Annotated in this window: 15 protein-coding genes and 2 pseudogenes; 11 read left to right on the forward strand and 6 right to left on the reverse strand. The window is 33.9% G+C overall.

The annotated features are described in order from the left end of the window. Positions 1-212: 212 nt before the first annotated feature. Together BG05_RS31860 and BG05_RS20855 are read left to right on the forward strand one after the other, a co-directional pair. Positions 213-602: pseudogene (locus tag BG05_RS31860) on the forward strand (exosporium leader peptide-containing protein); the annotation flags it as partial. Then, positions 593-1390 (forward strand): annotated as a pseudogene (locus BG05_RS20855) (tyrosine-type recombinase/integrase); the annotation flags it as partial. The pseudogenes BG05_RS31860 and BG05_RS20855, both read left to right, overlap by 10 nt. Before the next feature lie 360 nt (positions 1391-1750). On the opposite strand, the gene BG05_RS20860 reads toward BG05_RS20855, so the two are convergent. Continuing rightward, complete coding sequence (locus BG05_RS20860; RefSeq protein WP_002035358.1) at positions 1751-2026, reverse strand: stage V sporulation protein S; 276 nt, start codon at positions 2024-2026, stop codon at positions 1751-1753. 191 nt (positions 2027-2217) lie between these two features. Then, complete coding sequence (locus BG05_RS31170) at positions 2218-2367, reverse strand: hypothetical protein (protein ID WP_002012544.1); 150 nt, start codon at positions 2365-2367, stop codon at positions 2218-2220. Positions 2368-2557: 190 nt separating this feature from the next. Between BG05_RS31170 and BG05_RS20865 the strand changes: the two genes are divergently transcribed. Beyond that, positions 2558-3142 carry a hypothetical protein gene (locus tag BG05_RS20865; RefSeq protein WP_002127124.1) on the forward strand — a complete coding sequence of 195 codons (585 nt, stop codon included), beginning with the start codon at positions 2558-2560 and terminating at the stop codon, positions 3140-3142. Positions 3143-3336: 194 nt separating this feature from the next. Here the strand turns inward: BG05_RS20865 and BG05_RS20870 are convergent, their stop codons facing one another. The 3 genes from BG05_RS20870 to exsG all read right to left on the reverse strand — a co-directional run bounded on the left by BG05_RS20870 (position 3337) and on the right by exsG (position 5822). Further along, positions 3337-4947, reverse strand: coding sequence for a lipase family alpha/beta hydrolase (locus tag BG05_RS20870; RefSeq protein WP_407465337.1), 1611 nt, complete (start codon positions 4945-4947; stop codon positions 3337-3339). Positions 4948-5210: 263 nt separating this feature from the next. Continuing rightward, the gene (locus tag BG05_RS20875) at positions 5211-5420 is read right to left on the reverse strand and encodes a hypothetical protein (RefSeq protein ID WP_002085943.1); all 210 of its coding nucleotides are present in this window, start codon (positions 5418-5420) and stop codon (positions 5211-5213) included. A gap of 249 nt (positions 5421-5669) precedes the next feature. Further along, a complete protein-coding gene (gene exsG, locus BG05_RS20880; RefSeq protein ID WP_000395676.1) occupies positions 5670-5822 on the reverse strand; it encodes an exosporium protein ExsG in 153 nt (50 codons plus the stop codon). 208 nt (positions 5823-6030) lie between these two features. Between exsG and BG05_RS20885 the strand changes: the two genes are divergently transcribed. From BG05_RS20885 to BG05_RS20910, 5 genes are all read left to right on the forward strand, one after another. After that, the gene (locus BG05_RS20885) at positions 6031-6900 is read left to right on the forward strand and encodes an excalibur calcium-binding domain-containing protein (protein ID WP_041868012.1); all 870 of its coding nucleotides are present in this window, start codon (positions 6031-6033) and stop codon (positions 6898-6900) included. A 203-nt stretch (positions 6901-7103) separates the two neighbouring features. Continuing rightward, entirely contained in the window at positions 7104-7811 is a 708-nt protein-coding gene (ric, locus tag BG05_RS20890; RefSeq protein WP_003188862.1) for an iron-sulfur cluster repair di-iron protein, read from the forward strand. A gap of 983 nt (positions 7812-8794) precedes the next feature. Beyond that, positions 8795-9757, forward strand: a complete 963-nt coding sequence (locus tag BG05_RS20900; protein WP_033733892.1) for an AAA family ATPase — start codon at positions 8795-8797, stop codon at positions 9755-9757. Then, a complete protein-coding gene (locus BG05_RS20905) occupies positions 9757-10971 on the forward strand; it encodes a DUF58 domain-containing protein (RefSeq protein WP_003188866.1) in 1215 nt (404 codons plus the stop codon). The genes BG05_RS20900 and BG05_RS20905 overlap by 1 nt, the downstream gene beginning before the upstream one ends. Further along, complete coding sequence (locus tag BG05_RS20910; RefSeq protein WP_033733895.1) at positions 10968-13196, forward strand: transglutaminase TgpA family protein; 2229 nt, start codon at positions 10968-10970, stop codon at positions 13194-13196. Before BG05_RS20905 ends, BG05_RS20910 begins: the two co-directional genes overlap by 4 nt. A gap of 96 nt (positions 13197-13292) precedes the next feature. On the opposite strand, the gene bsaA is transcribed toward BG05_RS20910, so the two are convergent. After that, positions 13293-13775 carry a glutathione peroxidase gene (gene bsaA, locus BG05_RS20915; protein ID WP_033733898.1) on the reverse strand — a complete coding sequence of 161 codons (483 nt, stop codon included), beginning with the start codon at positions 13773-13775 and terminating at the stop codon, positions 13293-13295. Positions 13776-14000: 225 nt separating this feature from the next. Here bsaA and BG05_RS20920 point away from each other — a divergent pair, with 225 nt between their 5' ends. The 3 genes from BG05_RS20920 (at position 14001) to BG05_RS20930 (ending at position 15799) form a co-directional block, all read left to right on the forward strand. Continuing rightward, positions 14001-14210, forward strand: coding sequence for a DUF3925 family protein (locus BG05_RS20920; protein ID WP_002127081.1), 210 nt, complete (start codon positions 14001-14003; stop codon positions 14208-14210). A 96-nt stretch (positions 14211-14306) separates the two neighbouring features. Then, entirely contained in the window at positions 14307-15278 is a 972-nt protein-coding gene (locus tag BG05_RS20925; protein WP_002127079.1) for an MBL fold metallo-hydrolase, read from the forward strand. Between the two features lie 86 nt (positions 15279-15364). Then, positions 15365-15799 carry a hypothetical protein gene (locus BG05_RS20930; RefSeq protein ID WP_002012503.1) on the forward strand — a complete coding sequence of 145 codons (435 nt, stop codon included), beginning with the start codon at positions 15365-15367 and terminating at the stop codon, positions 15797-15799. Positions 15800-15954: the final 155 nt, after the last annotated feature.

Raw genomic sequence — 15954 nt, forward strand, 5'->3', positions numbered from 1 at the left:
CAATCCATGGAATACACAGGTTTCTCTGGACCAGTTACCTTGTATTCCTTGTACACAGAACCCGCTATAACTAGCGGGTTCTGTGTATTTTTATCTATACAATAACTATTTTGTTTAATTTATAAAATACAAGCGCTTGTCCATTTCATTTTGTTCTACCCCTACATTTACTATTAGTAATAAGAACTGAACTTTTCAGAGGTGAAAATATAATGGACGAGTTTTTATCTTCTACTTCAATAAACCCTAATTTAGTTGGACCTACTTTACCACCCGTTCCACCATTCACACTACCGACTGGGCCTACTGGACCAACTGGACCAACTGGACCCACTGGATCACTATCAGTAGCTTACGGAACTTTTTGGCAAACGGAAATCATTACAGTCCCTTTCGAATCCCCTTTTTCTTTTAATCAGGCTGACCCTATGGTGGGGGGAATTTCTCTGTTAAATCCAACCACAATTAATATCACACAAGCTGGGGATTATCGAATTTCTTTCATTTCCTCGATTAACTTGACTGTAGCCCTTTCATTTCCTTATTCGCCTACCATTTCTATACTATTAAATAACAGTCTGATTCCAAATTTCAAAGCTACTATGCTGAACTTAAGGAAAAAGGACTATCAAATGGTACAATCAGCAATATCCATCGCTGCCTAAGATGCATTTTCAAACATGCTGTAGAATGGGAAATCATACATGATAATATAATGAATAAAGTAAAAAAACCACGTGAAGAGCAAGGTGAGATGAAAACATGGTCGAGCGAAGAATGTAATCGATTCCTCCAGTATCTAAAAGAAAAAAATATTAAGTACCATATGTTCTTCTTACTTGCAATCTATACAGGTATGAGACGTGGAGAATTACTTGCACTAACATGGAAAGATATTGACTTTGATAATAAACGTATCCTGGTTAATAAATCACTTGTAAAAACAGAAAAAGGACTATTTAAAGCTGCTACAAAAACTAAATTTTCAAATAGAAGCGTTAGTATCTCTTCTTTTGTTATAGGGAAGTTACAATCCTACTACTCTTATAAAAAGAAAGAATTTTTCCGCTGGGGTATACACTTGAATGAAGAAGCCTTTATTTTCACCGGCAATACGATACATTCACCCTTACATATAGATGCTCCTCATCGCTTTTTGAATGATCACTATAAAAAAGCTGGTGTTCCTCGAATTCGTATACACGACTTACGACATACTCACGCTACACTCATGCTTCAGGCTGGAGAACACCCTAAAATCGTACAAGATCGCTTAGGGCATTCCTCTATTCAAATGACTTTAGACAAGTATAGTCACATCACACAGAACATGCAGCAACAAGCAGCAGAAAACTTCGAGAGTATAATAAAATCTAATGAAAACACCTGATAAAAAATGAAAATACTTAATGTGAGCAAAATGTGAGCATCCAGGAAAATCACCACTTAGAAACCCTGATATAATAAGGTTTTCCATACTATCTCGTTGAATCTTGGGAGAAGAATGAGCAGTTTTAGAATTGTTGATTTTAAAAAACATAAAAACCTCAAAAATGCCAAATCCCTTATGTCACAAAGGATTTGGCATTTTTAAGTTTCTAGAAAAACCCGCTAAATATAAAGAGGAATTAAAAGTCATAAATCCGGTACAATACTGTATCCACGCCCAAGGAACTGTCAAATGAAATGACGTGTCTAACTTTTTGGAGTCTATTGACCTTTTCAAATCCCCTTATATTAATGCTCGCTATTAAGACCTTCTCCTTCTAGGACCTACAATTAATTTGATTGCTGTTCTTTCTTGATTATCGATAGTAACCTCTTGAAAAGCTGGAACAAGAACCAAGTCAATGCCACTTGGAGCTACAAAACCTCTTGCAATCGCAATTGCTTTTATCGCTTGATTTAAAGAACCAGCTCCAATCACTTGGATTTCTACTTTTCCACTTGCTCTTAGTACGCCCGCTATTGCACCTGCCACTGAATTCGGACTTGATTTTGAGGATACCTTTAATATATTTTCCATGTAAGTTGCTCCCTCTATTATTTAATCTCTCTTTTCTTACTGTTTGAAATATAACTAACGTATCTTTAACTACTATTCGAAATAAATACAAACAATTCTGTATAATTACATTCATTCGATATTTTTTGCCTTCTTCCTGCACAACTACATAAATAAAAAGCGACGACTAAGTTAAAAACTTAATCATCGCTTTATCCATTTCTCTGTTTCACTAAAATGCTGTCCTTTAAATACTTCTCTTCTTTACTTTGGCGATATACTATCTTAAAGTTTAAATACTTCAACATTTTAAAACCTTGGATAGAGTTATCTGCTAAATATTCATCCTTTTTCTTCTCCAAAATTCATTACATAGAATATTCTAACTCCATTTTTTTGAAAACTATATTTCCTCATTAGAGCACTTTATATTATGCCAGCTTTTTATCCCAAATCTATTACCTTATATATGGACAAGTATACACGCCAATTGCTTTTCGATTGCATAAACTACTATGTGTTATACATTTATTAATAATAGGAGGTAATATATTGGGTTCATACTATCATTCTTCAAGTTCATATAAAAGATCTTCATGCCACTCTTCTTCTAGTTCATATAAAAAATGTTCGTGTCATCAATCTTCCAGTTCGTATAAAAAATGTTCATGCGACCATTCACATAAATCATCTAAGCCTGCTTACGGCACTTTTTGGCAAACTGAGTTTATAACTGTTCCTTTTGGCGGTTCTTTTCCGTTTAATCACGTTGGCCCTTTGGCAGGAGGAGTTTCCTTATTAAATCCGACTACTATACAATTTAGTAAAGCTGGTGATTATAGAATTTCTTTCATTTCAAGTATTAACACTACGTTAAATCCTGTATTTCCCCATATTCCAGTCATCACTATATTTTTAAATAATAATCCACTTGCTAATAGTCAAGGTGATTTCGCTTTTCAAATGAATACTTCATCAAATAACGAATGCCTTCAACTAGTTGGCGAAACTATTGTTACGGTGCCTGCTAATTCAACTCTTCAACTTAGAAATAATAGTGGTTTCAATCATCAAAGTATTGTAACTTGTGATAATGGTATAAATTCAGTTGAATTAACAGTTACAAAACTAAGTTAATACTATTCCCTCACATTCAGATGCTAATTCAGCATCTTTTTTATTGCATAACGTTTTTTTGATTCCTATCGTCCTCTTATAGAACATAAGCTCCTATTTCACTTTTCTATTCATCTAATAAACATGAAAAAGTGCCGAAATCCTTCTGCCACAAGAATTCGGCACTTTTTTTATTAAAACCGATTCATTCTTTCCTACTTCTCCACATAAACCGATTTAACTATCGTACGATTATAAGGTTGTCCTTCCTTATTCATTCCTTTCATATCAATTGTAACGTTATATACACCTGGCTGTTCTATATTTTTCAAAGCACCTGTAAATGTAGTTGTATTAATGTTTTTCGATTCATTTGATTCAGAAACTAATTTTCCATCTTTATTAATTACTCGTACTGTTACTGAAAGATCGCCTTTCATTTCTGGAGCTACAGGTGATTTTTTGAGTTTATACTCTGCTTTATTTACTTTAACCTTTGCCGGCATTTGAAGGACGAACTGAGCATCTTTTTTGTAATCGGTCACGATTAAATATGCATCTTTCGGCTGCTTCGCCATCATTTTAACTTGCCATTCTCCTGCTTCCATTTTATCAAATTTAAATGTTCTTATAGTGGCTCCTTTAAAGAGAGATTCACCTTCACCAGTAGATACAGCACTATCTTTATTTGTATAAACTTTTCCTTTTGGAGATATTAGTTGTATTTCTACATCTGAAGAAGCTGTTAAAATAGAAACTACCCCTTCTGCTTTTTTATCAACTGCGACAGTTTGTCCTACCCACTCATTTTGTGACAACTCTCCTCCTAAAATAGCTTGATTAGAAGTTGTGTTTAATTGTTCTACCTTATCCTCTGAACTATTACTCGGGGCTAATAAAGCTGGTACTGGTACATTTACTGTCCGTAAATATGGTTCAATTCGTGCGAAAACGGCTGAACCTTTTCGTATATTATCATGATCAAATCGTGAATCTGTAAATAAATGTGTTCCATATGGTAACTTAGCACTCCATTCGTTCACCAATCCATCATTAGAACCGTATGATGACAAATACAACCCGCCCATAGATAGTGCTGAAAAAACAGGTCCCCAGCTTGTCCCAGTAGCCGTATAGTAACGGTTTAATTTAGCTGCAGGATTATTATCTATTGTAGAACGAAACTTTGCCATTTCACCTATTTGCAATGAATATGTCCCATCATCTTTTTGACCTAATATAGAGGCAAGCCATCCTGCCCACCAACTATATGATAAATCCGCTAAATTGGATCCGTAATGCGGAGTGGCAAGAGTAATAACATTTCCAACAAATCGATTCGCTCCATATCCAACTAACGCAGCTTGTGTATCAATACCACCTTTACTGTGAGCTACAATATTTACTTTTTTGCCAAAATGATTATAAATCTCTTCAAGCTTTTGTGCTAACAATTTTCCATTGTCCCATTGGCTAGCTGATCCTTTGCCCGCGGCATCATATAATTGAATAAATACAGTTTGATAGCCTGCTTTCAAAGCATAATCGTACATATCATTCATCTCATGATATACTGTCTTTCCATACCAACTATCCGCATTACCATTTCTTCCTTGTACAAAGAGAATTGGTGTTTTATTCTCATCATAATTAGCAGGTTTCTGACCTAAAAACCATTCTCCAGGAGTAAATACTTCTTGATTTGGAAAGCCAGTCTTAAGCTCTGTTACAACCTCCGCGTGTACATTTGCACTAAAAACCAGCGGACTCATAAAACAAAGTACAATAAATAATGCGATACTCCTTTTCATAATTCCCATTAACATCCCCCTTTTTCTCCTGAAAGAAAACGCTGCCATTCCGTTGAACACCAATTGTTTTAAATTCCATTTAATCAATTACTTTTACGTTACAATATAATAAGAAATTAATAGCCGCATTCCTTTCTTATCAAACGTTATTCTCTCAACATTTCTTCATTCCTTTTTACAATAAGCGTTTTGAATATTTCTCAATAAAGCTTTCTCTTTACAAAAAAAACTGCGTATAAAAGGTCTCTTTAATAACCTTTTATACGCAGCTTCTTTGTTTAAAACTCGATGATGTACTCATCATCATATTTATCGTATTGCAAACCCGCTCCTATTTTGAATTCTGTAACTTGATCTCTTAGAAATGGTGCATCTTCTATTTTACTAGTTGCTATTTCAATCCCATATTTTTTTGTTAAATGCGCTAATTCTATTAAAAACCATTCTCTTCGTAATACGACTGGAATATCATACGTTCGTCTTTTCATATATACTAGCACCTCTTCTATTTTCATTATTGAAAAGAATATCACTTCTACTTTCGATACACTTTTTAAAACTATCGTTCATCATCAAAGGCCAATGAAACACTATAGTATATGCATGTCCGTTTTAAACGTGCTATGGCAAAAATAATATTAAAAAACTTAAAAAGTCTTATTTAGTTTACATAAAAAAATTATGTAATAGTAAAAGGAGAAGGCTTGTCCCTCATCCTTTTACTATCAAAAGCTAAATTAAGAACATCTTGGTACACCTAAAGCTAAGAATAAACCTGCTACTCCTGCTGTAATTGGCACTTTCAACGTAATAACATCGTCTACTTTTGTTACTAAAAAGTAAGCATTCCCTTCTTGTAACACGCAATTCACTAATAATTGAAATTCCATTCAAATCTCCTCCTTTCAATCGATATACTATAATTTATGAAATCTCTTTCAAAATGTAATAGTAAATATATCTATTTTTCCTTATATAAGAAATAAACGTTTATACATCTATTAAAAATATTAATTTTCTAAATTAATATAAAACGTGTAATATCCAATAAGTCCCTATATAATCAATAGAGAAAATCTTACAAATGGAGGTATGAAAATGGCAGTTTTGAGTAATATTGGTGTAGCTTTATTTTTTATAGCTTTTATTCTTTTAATCTTATGTATCATTTCATTCTTTAAGAAAAATGGAAAAGCAAAACAATATGGTCGTCCTACTGTTATTCTTTTTATGATTTCAATTCTCTTAATAGGAATGGGCACTACAAAATCTGAACACCCAGTCATCGATTTTTTTGCTACTTTAAGTTTAATTTTATTTATTTTTTTCCTTGTTCTAGCAATCTTATCCGTAATTAAAAAGACAGGTGTAGCAAAAAAACAATTTATTATCACTGCTATTTTATTTGTCATTTTTGTTGCATTATCAAGTATTTCAGCTCCTTCTTCTGAAAAGACGGCAGCCACTAGTAAAAAAGTTGCTTCTAACAATGCAGAACAAAAAGAGAGCGAGAAGAAAAAAGAATTAGAAAAGAAAGAAGCGGAAGAACAAGCTCTTAAGCAAGAAGATGAAAAGCGTCTAGCTGATGAACAAGCTCGTAAACAACAAGAAGAGCAAAAACGTCTAGCTGATGAACAGGCTCGTAAACAACAAGAAGAGCAAAAACGTCTAGCTGATGAACAGGCTCGTAAACAACAAGAAGAGCAAAAACGCCAAGCTGATGAACAGGCTCGTAAACAACAAGAAGAGCAAAAACGCCAGGCTGATGAACAAGCTCGCAAACAACAAGAGGACCAGCAAAAAGCACAGCAAGCTCAAACACAACCAGCTGCAAGTAACAATAGTAATGTAACTTACAAAAATTGTACTGAAGTTAAAAATGCTGGAAAAGCTCCATTATATAGAGATCAACCAGGTTATAGCTCTAAACTTGATCGTGATGGCGATGGAGTTGCATGTGAAAAATAGTAGTAAAAAAGAAGCTTCTAGTAAGCTTCTTTTTTTATTATCAGAAACTATTGCGACAAATTACCCTCCCTCTCCCTTTTATAAAACTCATTTTATTATTCTCAAAAATGACACATAATAAGTGATTTAAATCACCACATTGATTTTAATTTATCGCTATTCTTGATTTAGATATTACATTTAAATTTTATGGAGGCATTCATATGAAACATACATTTACTGAAACTTCAATTATCGGTGAGATTGTAACACAATTCCCGAAAGCTAGTGATCTTTTTAAATCATATAGAATAGACTTTTGTTGTGGTGGTAGTAGACCACTTATTGATGCAATTAATGAAAGAAATTTATCAGTAACAGAGGTAATCACAGAGTTAAATACGCTTTATAATAATACGAAACTATTAAACGAATCTGAAATTGATTGGAAAAATGCTTCTTATCAAGAATTGATTGATTATGTGATTAATAAGCATCATCGCTATTTAAATGAAGAGTTGCCACAGCTAAGTCCCTATGTGACGAAAGTATTACGCGTTCATGGAGCAAATCAGCCTCATTTAGCTCAAATTCATAAACTATTTCATGAACTTAAAATGGAATTAGAACAACATTTAATTAAAGAAGAAACGGAAGATTTTCCGTTAATTTTAGAATTCGAACAAAATCCAACTAATGAAAACTATGCAAAGTTACGTAAAGTAGTAGACGAATTGGAGGATGAACATAACCACGCTGGCAATATTATTAAAGAACTTCGTAAGGTGACAAATGACTTTACTCCACCAGAAGGAGCTTGCGGCACTTATCGCCTTGTTTACCAGCGCCTTGAAGCCATTGAATCTGATTTATTTGAGCATATTCATTTAGAAAATAATATTTTATTTCCGCGTGCAATTTCAAGAGCATAAATAAAGTGCAGGACATGAGTATAAATGCTCATGTCCTGCTTTTTCATTGTGTGAAAAATATTCACGCTTCCCCCGCCTTTTCACTGAGTAGCTTGATATAATCTAATTTATTGAAGGAATATGTTAGATTGCATTAAGGAGTTGTATTTATGAAAGAAAAAATGATTAAACAACATTTACGAGAGGTCTTCCTCTTTTAAGAGATTTCAGAAGAAGAACTACATCCTGCCTCTCTTCTTTAATCCCACTAAAAAACAAGTCCTCTCATAAAGTAAAACTTCTAATCAAATGTTCACTCCTTTAATACGTCTCTCTTACATACCCTTACTATAAGGGGGGGGAAAATACAGATGTGACATTTCGCACAGTTCAAGAGATTGTCAAAAATTCAGTAGAAAATAAGTTTGAGAGAAATTATTCGGAAACAAAGGTTTCTTTGTTCGGTTGTGAAGTTTTAGGATCACCCGTGATTATTAGGAGAATAGGAATTAGAGGCTACACCTATTTTGCAAAAGAAAAAACGCAGGAGACATTCCTACGTTTTTCTTTATAAATATAAAAAAAGTTTTGATATTATTTCAAAAATGCTATAAGAAAAAGATTATAAATTGTATGTAAGGAATTTATTTTTTTCAACGCTACTATTTTATATCAAGACATACTTTACACAAAACTACAAATCATTATTTACTTTATTGCTCTTAGTTACGGAAACAATTATACTAGATGTAACCTGATTAATAATCTGAATATTCTTTGAATTTAGAGTGAGATTTCCTTTGAGGGCATAGAAATTGTAGAGTATATCACCATGATTTTTTAACATTTAAGTTTTTCCTATTTATATAAGTTCTCAATATGAACTTATATAAACCATTCCTACTTACCTCTTAGATTACTATTATACTGCATTAAAATGAAGGAACTCCTTTTCTTTAACATAAAAATGAATTAGAAACGATAATAAAATTAGGAGGATTACGATGCCCCAGCTTGATTCATTACATCCCATAGTAGAAAAAATAATCACCAATATTGAAAAATTAATGGTCGGAAAACGAAAAGAAACGATCTTAGCTTTGACAGCTCTCTTAGCTGAAGGTCATGTACTATTAGAAGATGTTCCTGGCGTTGGGAAAACAATGCTAGTACGTGCTCTTTCTAAATCCATTGATGCCGATTACAAGCGTATTCAATTCACACCTGATTTACTGCCGTCAGATGTAACAGGTGTTTCTATTTATAATCCAAAAGAACTCCAATTTGAGTTCAAGCCTGGACCGATTATGGGGAATTTTGTACTTGCTGATGAAATTAATCGTACATCTCCAAAGACACAATCTGCCTTACTTGAAAGTATGGAAGAAGGCACTATCACAATAGATGGCATTACAAGATCGTTACCAAAACCTTTCTTTGTAATGGCTACACAAAATCCGGTCGAATATGAGGGAACATATCCTTTACCAGAAGCTCAGCTCGATCGTTTCTTGTTGAAGCTAAGAATGGGATATCCTACACCAGAAGAAGAATTTGAAATTTTAAACCGGATGGAAAAAACAAATCCACTCTCTCATTTACAAGCTATTACTACAATAAAAGAATTACTTTATTTACAACAAAGCGTACGGGAAGTAAGCATGGACAAAGCAATCAAGCATTACATTGTAAAGCTTGTTAGTCAGACTCGTTCTTATAGTTCTATACAGCTAGGTGCAAGTCCACGCGGCTCAATCGCTTTAATGAAAGCTTCACAAGCTTATGCATTCATCCATGGCAGAAATTATGTTATTCCAGACGATGTTAAATTTTTAGCGCCTTACGTTTTAGCTCACAGACTGATTCTAAAAATGGAAGCAAAATTTGAAGGAATAACAGGAGAACAAGTTATCGCCAAAATCGTTGCACGAACTACCGTGCCGACTCAAAGGACGAAAAACCTTTGATGAAACGACTACTACGAGCACTATATCACGTTACGAAGTTATTGCTAATACCTCTATGCCTATTCTTAACATTTGTATACGCTATGCTTCAAGGAGGATTTGTAAGTTGGTTTTTGTTTTACAGTACGATTCCTATTGGTCTTTATTCACTACTACTTCCCTTCTACGCTTTACGAGACGCTGAAGTAAAACGAATAACAAACCAAAATGAATATGCAGCAGGAGAACAATTTTTAAGCACTATTACAATAAAAAGAAAATTTCCTTTTCCCTTACTTTATTTAGTTATAGAAGATGAACTACCTTCACAATTTACAAGTTGTATACAAACGAAGGTGAATAAGGTAATACTCTTTCCAGGATTCAAACGGAATATTTCGTTTCAATATGTTATTGACACAATCCCTAGAGGAGAGCACACTTTTTCAAGCGTACGTGTCAAAACTGGTGATCTATTCGGAATGATGGAGAAAGAAGTAACTTTTTCAGTTCCAGATACATTTTTAATCTATCCCCAGTACGTAGATATAACGTATCGACAATTGGAAAATCATTTCGAACAAGGAGCGCTTTCAGCAAATATAAATTTAGTAAAAGACTCTACAATCTCTGTCGGTGTCAGAGACTATAAACCTGGTGACCGCTTTTCATGGATTGATTGGAAAGCAACTGCACGAACAAACAACATTATGACGAAAGAGTTTGAACAACAGCGCAGCCATAATATTATGATATTTATGGACAGAACTGAGTCCCCTCTATTCGAATCAGTCGTAACGTTTACTGCCTCTATTGTGAGGGCTGTCTTGAAGCAAAATTCACCAGCGTCATTCGTGTCTGTCGGAAAAGAACGAACTTTTTTCCCTTTAGACAATGGAGATAGTCAGTTACAACAAATCTTTTGTCATTTAGCGAAAGTACAAGCAGACAGTGTATTCCCGCTCTCTCGAAGTGTAGAAATGGAATTAAGAAAAATTTATGAGCCCGTAACGATTATACTCGTGACAAGCGATCTTTCTCCCGATATTCAAAAGGCGGCTGACTATGCCGCTATAAAAAACAGAAAATTAATGGTGTTTGTCGTGAAAGAAAAAACAAATCAACTCTCACATCGAGAACTAAGTATTCTAGAAACTCTACAAAAACGAAAAATATTTGTAAATGTGGTTTATGGGAACCGGTATACAAACGTGTTTTTTGAGGTGAGCAAATGATAACATTACAAACAAAATACAAATGGGATATGAGCAGATTCTTCATGCATGCATGCGCATTTTTACTTTTACTAGAATGGCTAAGACCCCTTATAGGTATTACAAACGTAGGTAGATTAGATATTTTTGTAATATTTATAGGAATTTGCTTCACTCTCTCTTTTTTTCAAACAAGGTGGCAGATTCCAATAAAGATCGTCACGATCTTATTCATCATTCATTTCCTGTATTATAAAAATGCTTTTATAAATCCATCTTGGCTAACAAAATTTTTTGCTGATATTTCTCGAAATTCCTCTCTGTTTTTCCAGGGGGATTTGCTAGATATTTCTCCAGTTTTTCCAACATTATTATTTTTTCTATCATTTTGGTTTTTGAGTTCTTTCAGCTCTTTTTGGGTTATTCATAAAAAACGTGGGTTGTTATTTCTTGCATTGACTATTATTTATATCACAACTTTTCATAACTTACATTTATACAATGCAAACTACGCTATTATTCGTACTGTTGTCATCGGCTTTTTTATACTTAGTCTTCTTCAAATAGAACGAATAAAAAAGATGGAACACTTACAAAATTATGCTAGAGCAATCTCAAAATTACTTAGACCTCTTACAATATTTATTGTATTGTCAGCAACCATCGCATACTTTGCTCCAAAATTTGGCCCTCAATGGCCAAACCCAATGGATTTTTTGAAATTCAACACATCTGAAGCAAGTAAAGAACAAGCAGTTTCTAAAATTGGATATGGTCTAGATGACTCGCAATTAGGTGGTCCTTTTAAGCCGGATAATACAATTATTTTTACAGCACAAACGCAAAACAAACAATATTGGAGAGTAGAAACAAAAGATTTTTATACAGGAAAAGGTTGGGATGTTTCTGAAAATCGAAAAAAAGTTTCTTTTAAAAATAAAAACGACGTCGTGAGCTGGTACGAACCAAATACAAAAACGGAGATAACTGAGGCAACAATCACCATGCAAAAAAGTTATCCTCACCTTACCTATCCAGCAGGATTAGTATCAGTTGAGGCTTCTTCTGATGTATCATACAGCGTTGACCCATTTTCAGAAAAAATCTATACGATGCACGGAGACTCTTCTACTACTTTAAATTCGTATAAAGTAACATATGAGGTTCCGGAGTTTTCCATAGAAAATTTGAAATCTGTAAAAACGAATGAAGGTCATGAAACAAGTCCTTATTTCATGGCAAAGTACACACAACTTCCCGAATCATTACCGCAGCGAGTAAAAGACTTGGCTGTCAATCTTACAAATGATAAAGACAACCGATATGATAAAGTATTAGCTATTGAAAATTACTTTACAGACAATTCTTTTGTATACGAAACAATGAATGTCTTATACCCTGCCAAAAACCAAGACTATGTAGATCAATTCCTTTTCGATACAAAAAGCGGTTACTGCAATAATTTTTCGACATCTATGATCGTGTTACTTCGTTCTGCTGGGATTCCTGCTCGCTGGGTAAAAGGATTTACAGAAGGAACTCTGGAGAATACACTTGCCTCTGCAGAAGGTGAGAATGTTTATACAATCGCGAACAATAACGCACACTCTTGGGTCGAAGTATATTTCCCAGGATACGGATGGATTCCATTCGAACCAACAAAAGGATTTACCAATCCCTATAATTTTACAAATAATACTCCTGCTTCTACTTCACAAAATAACGAAGTAAATAATTCTAATAACGAGCCAATACACCAACGGAACAATGAAGCAAAGCTCAAAAGTTTAATAGAAAATACAGAAGAAGCCTCTACTAAAAAGATTACAAATTCCAAAAATGATTTTTCTTGGTGGTACGTATTCCTCTCTACGATACCGATTAGTATCATCGGATACATTCTCTTCACCACTAGAATGAAATGGATTACATTTTTTATTATTCTTTTCTATAAATACCGAAAAGATGATGCTGTTTATCAAAAAGCTTACGGTGCACTTTTAAAACAATTTGCGAGAATCGGCATACCACGGGGTGAAAGTCAAACATTCCGAGAATACGCTCTCCACATCGATACACTTTACAATTCGGCCGATATGCAACAACTTACTTTCAGTTATGAGAACGCTATGTATCAAAAGGAACAGGCCGCAGCCGCATGGAAGACATCCGTACACTTATGGGAAGTGCTTATGAAAAAAGCAGCTTCTCTGCCTAAATCAAACGACTACGAAAGAGTGATTTAATCTTGATAATGTGAGTTTAAAGAAAACACCTCAAAGAGCTACTTTGTTCTTTGAGGTGTTTTTTAGTAAACATAATAAAAGATAGCCAACTCCTAATTATTCCCCAAGCACCTTCTCAATCTCAACCTCTAAATCCACCGGCTTCGTCTGCGGCGCAAAACGCCCTACTACTTTCCCGTCTTTTCCGATTAGAAACTTAGTAAAGTTCCATTTTACTGCTTTCATACCGAGTAAACCTGGTGCTTGTTCTGTCATGTATGTATATAGTGGATGAGCTTTATCACCTTTCACATCAACCTTTGCAAACATCGGGAAGTTTACACCGTAGTTCAATTCACAAAAACTAGTAATATCAGCTTCTGTGCCTGGTTCTTGTCCCCCAAATTGATTACAAGGGAAACCCAGTATTTCTAGTCCTTGGTCTTTATATTTATCATATACTTCCTGTAACCCTTTATATTGTGGTGTAAATCCACATTTACTAGCTACATTTACAATAAGCAGTACTTTTCCTTCGTAATCTTTTAACGATTTATCTTCTCCTGTTATTGTTTTAGCTGAAAAATCATAAACTGTCATTGTTCCTACCCCTCTCTTCACTATCATTCTATGTTTATACTATACTACATTCGTGAATATACAGCTCTTATTACGTACTCACATATCGGAATGATAGCGCTTTATTTTCGTTCGAAAATTCGACACAATATACTAGACTTTTATGATGGAAAGTTTTACAATTAATTTGTGAACAAAATGTGACAGTTTATATTTCCATTATAATAGAAAAGGATGGTGTTCATTATGAAAACTGCACAACATGAAACGATTTCAAATCGCGAGTTTTATTTCGTACTATATATGATGTTATTGTATGTTATTGGCTGGGTAATCGATGTAAATGGTTTATTTTTAAGCTCCTACTTTAATTTAGCAGGAGAAATTATGCTTCCGATCGTTGGTGGCATTGTTGGACTGTTCGTTATGTCTATCAATAAAGAACAAACGAAATAACTACATTACAAAAGGGCAGAAGACGAGCTTTCGTTTTCTGTCTTTTTCTATTTTTAGCGTATAATAGATACATACCGTATATAAGGAGTGGTAAGTATGAAAAAAGTAGAACAACTATCTTCTCATCTATATCTTATTGATGATTATGACTTACAACATGATGAACGCACAGGTACATACGTTTTATTAGGTGACGATATTACTTTAATTGAAACTTGTGCGGCCCCTTCTCTTCCCTATATTTTAGACGGATTACAGCAATTACATATTAATTTAAATGATGTAAAAAACATTATCGTTACACATGTTCATTTAGATCACGCAGGCGCAGCAGGGTTAATGATGGAAAAGTGCCCAAATGCTACTCTATTTGTGCATCCGCGCGGGGCTCGTCATATGATTGATCCAACAAAACTAATTCTTGGCGCAAAAGCTGTGTACAAAGAAGATTTTGATAAACTTTTTGATCCAATTCTTCCAATTGAAGAAGAACGTGTTCATATTGTACAAAATGGTGATACATTAAAAATTGCAGAAGACCGTACACTTTCATTTTATAATACACCGGGACATGCGAAGCACCATATTAGCATTCACGATTCATTAACAAACGGCATTTTTACTGGCGATACAATAGGAATTTATTATAGAGAACTCGCAGACCTTGATGTAGAACTATATCTACCATCAACGTCTCCTTCACAATTCCAGCCAGATGCGATGATTGCTTCTAAAAATCATATTCAAAGTATGAATGTAGATACTATTTATTTCGGTCATTACGGCGCATCATCCAATGTTACAGAAGTATATAACCAACTTGAACATTGGTTACCTATTTTCGTTGGTACTGGTAAAGAAGTCTTTGAAAAGTATAATGATTTCGATGAAGCGACTAAAGCTTTACAAACTTTATTAATGGATAAAATCTCTTCTCATCTTACAAAGTTAAACGTTCCATCAAATCATTCCGTTTATAACATTTTACATCTAGATATAGAAATTAGTGCAATGGGCATTATTGATTATTTCACGAAGCAAGAGAAATCCAAATCCACTATCAACTAACAGTAAAAGAAGAGATATATAACAGTAGTTATTGTATATCTCTTCTTTTTTTGAATATATTTTTTAATAAAGGATGGTGGAATGGAATGCAAAAATTGATACTTTACCTCTGCTTTACATTATTTATCATCTTATTATTATTTGTAGGAGTAAAAATTCAATTTTATTTAGAAACAGACGCGCAAGTGAACTTTAACTTTTATCCAAGGTTATTCTACTTTACACTCTTCCCTCTTTTGTTCGGCATTTTATTACGATTCCTACAATCCATTAATCGCGAAACGAGCAAACAAAACTGGAGCTTTCAGCCGGATAAATTTATCGCTATTACGTTGCCAACACTATTCATTTCCTTTTCTCCAGCCCTACTCTTTTCACCAGTTGGCAAATACCTACCTTATTTAACTAATATTATTCTTGTGAATACAACTTTCGTTACCATTATTAGTTTAATAGCTGGTTACTCACTTTTAGATTGTTTGATACAAAAAGACAAGGAGAATAGTAAGGAATATAACTAAGTGATTTCCCACTTTCACTTTATTAAGCAAATCAAGATAATTCTGCCCCTAACTTGTATGCAAAAGAACCTAATGTTCAATTTTTAAGTGTCGTTGGTTATGGTGGTTTATTTATAAGTGCAATACTCCTTGTAAGAGTTGCTATACATGTGGTA

This window comes from Bacillus mycoides (assembly GCF_000832605.1).
Taxonomy (GTDB): Bacteria; Bacillota; Bacilli; order Bacillales; family Bacillaceae_G; genus Bacillus_A; species Bacillus_A mycoides.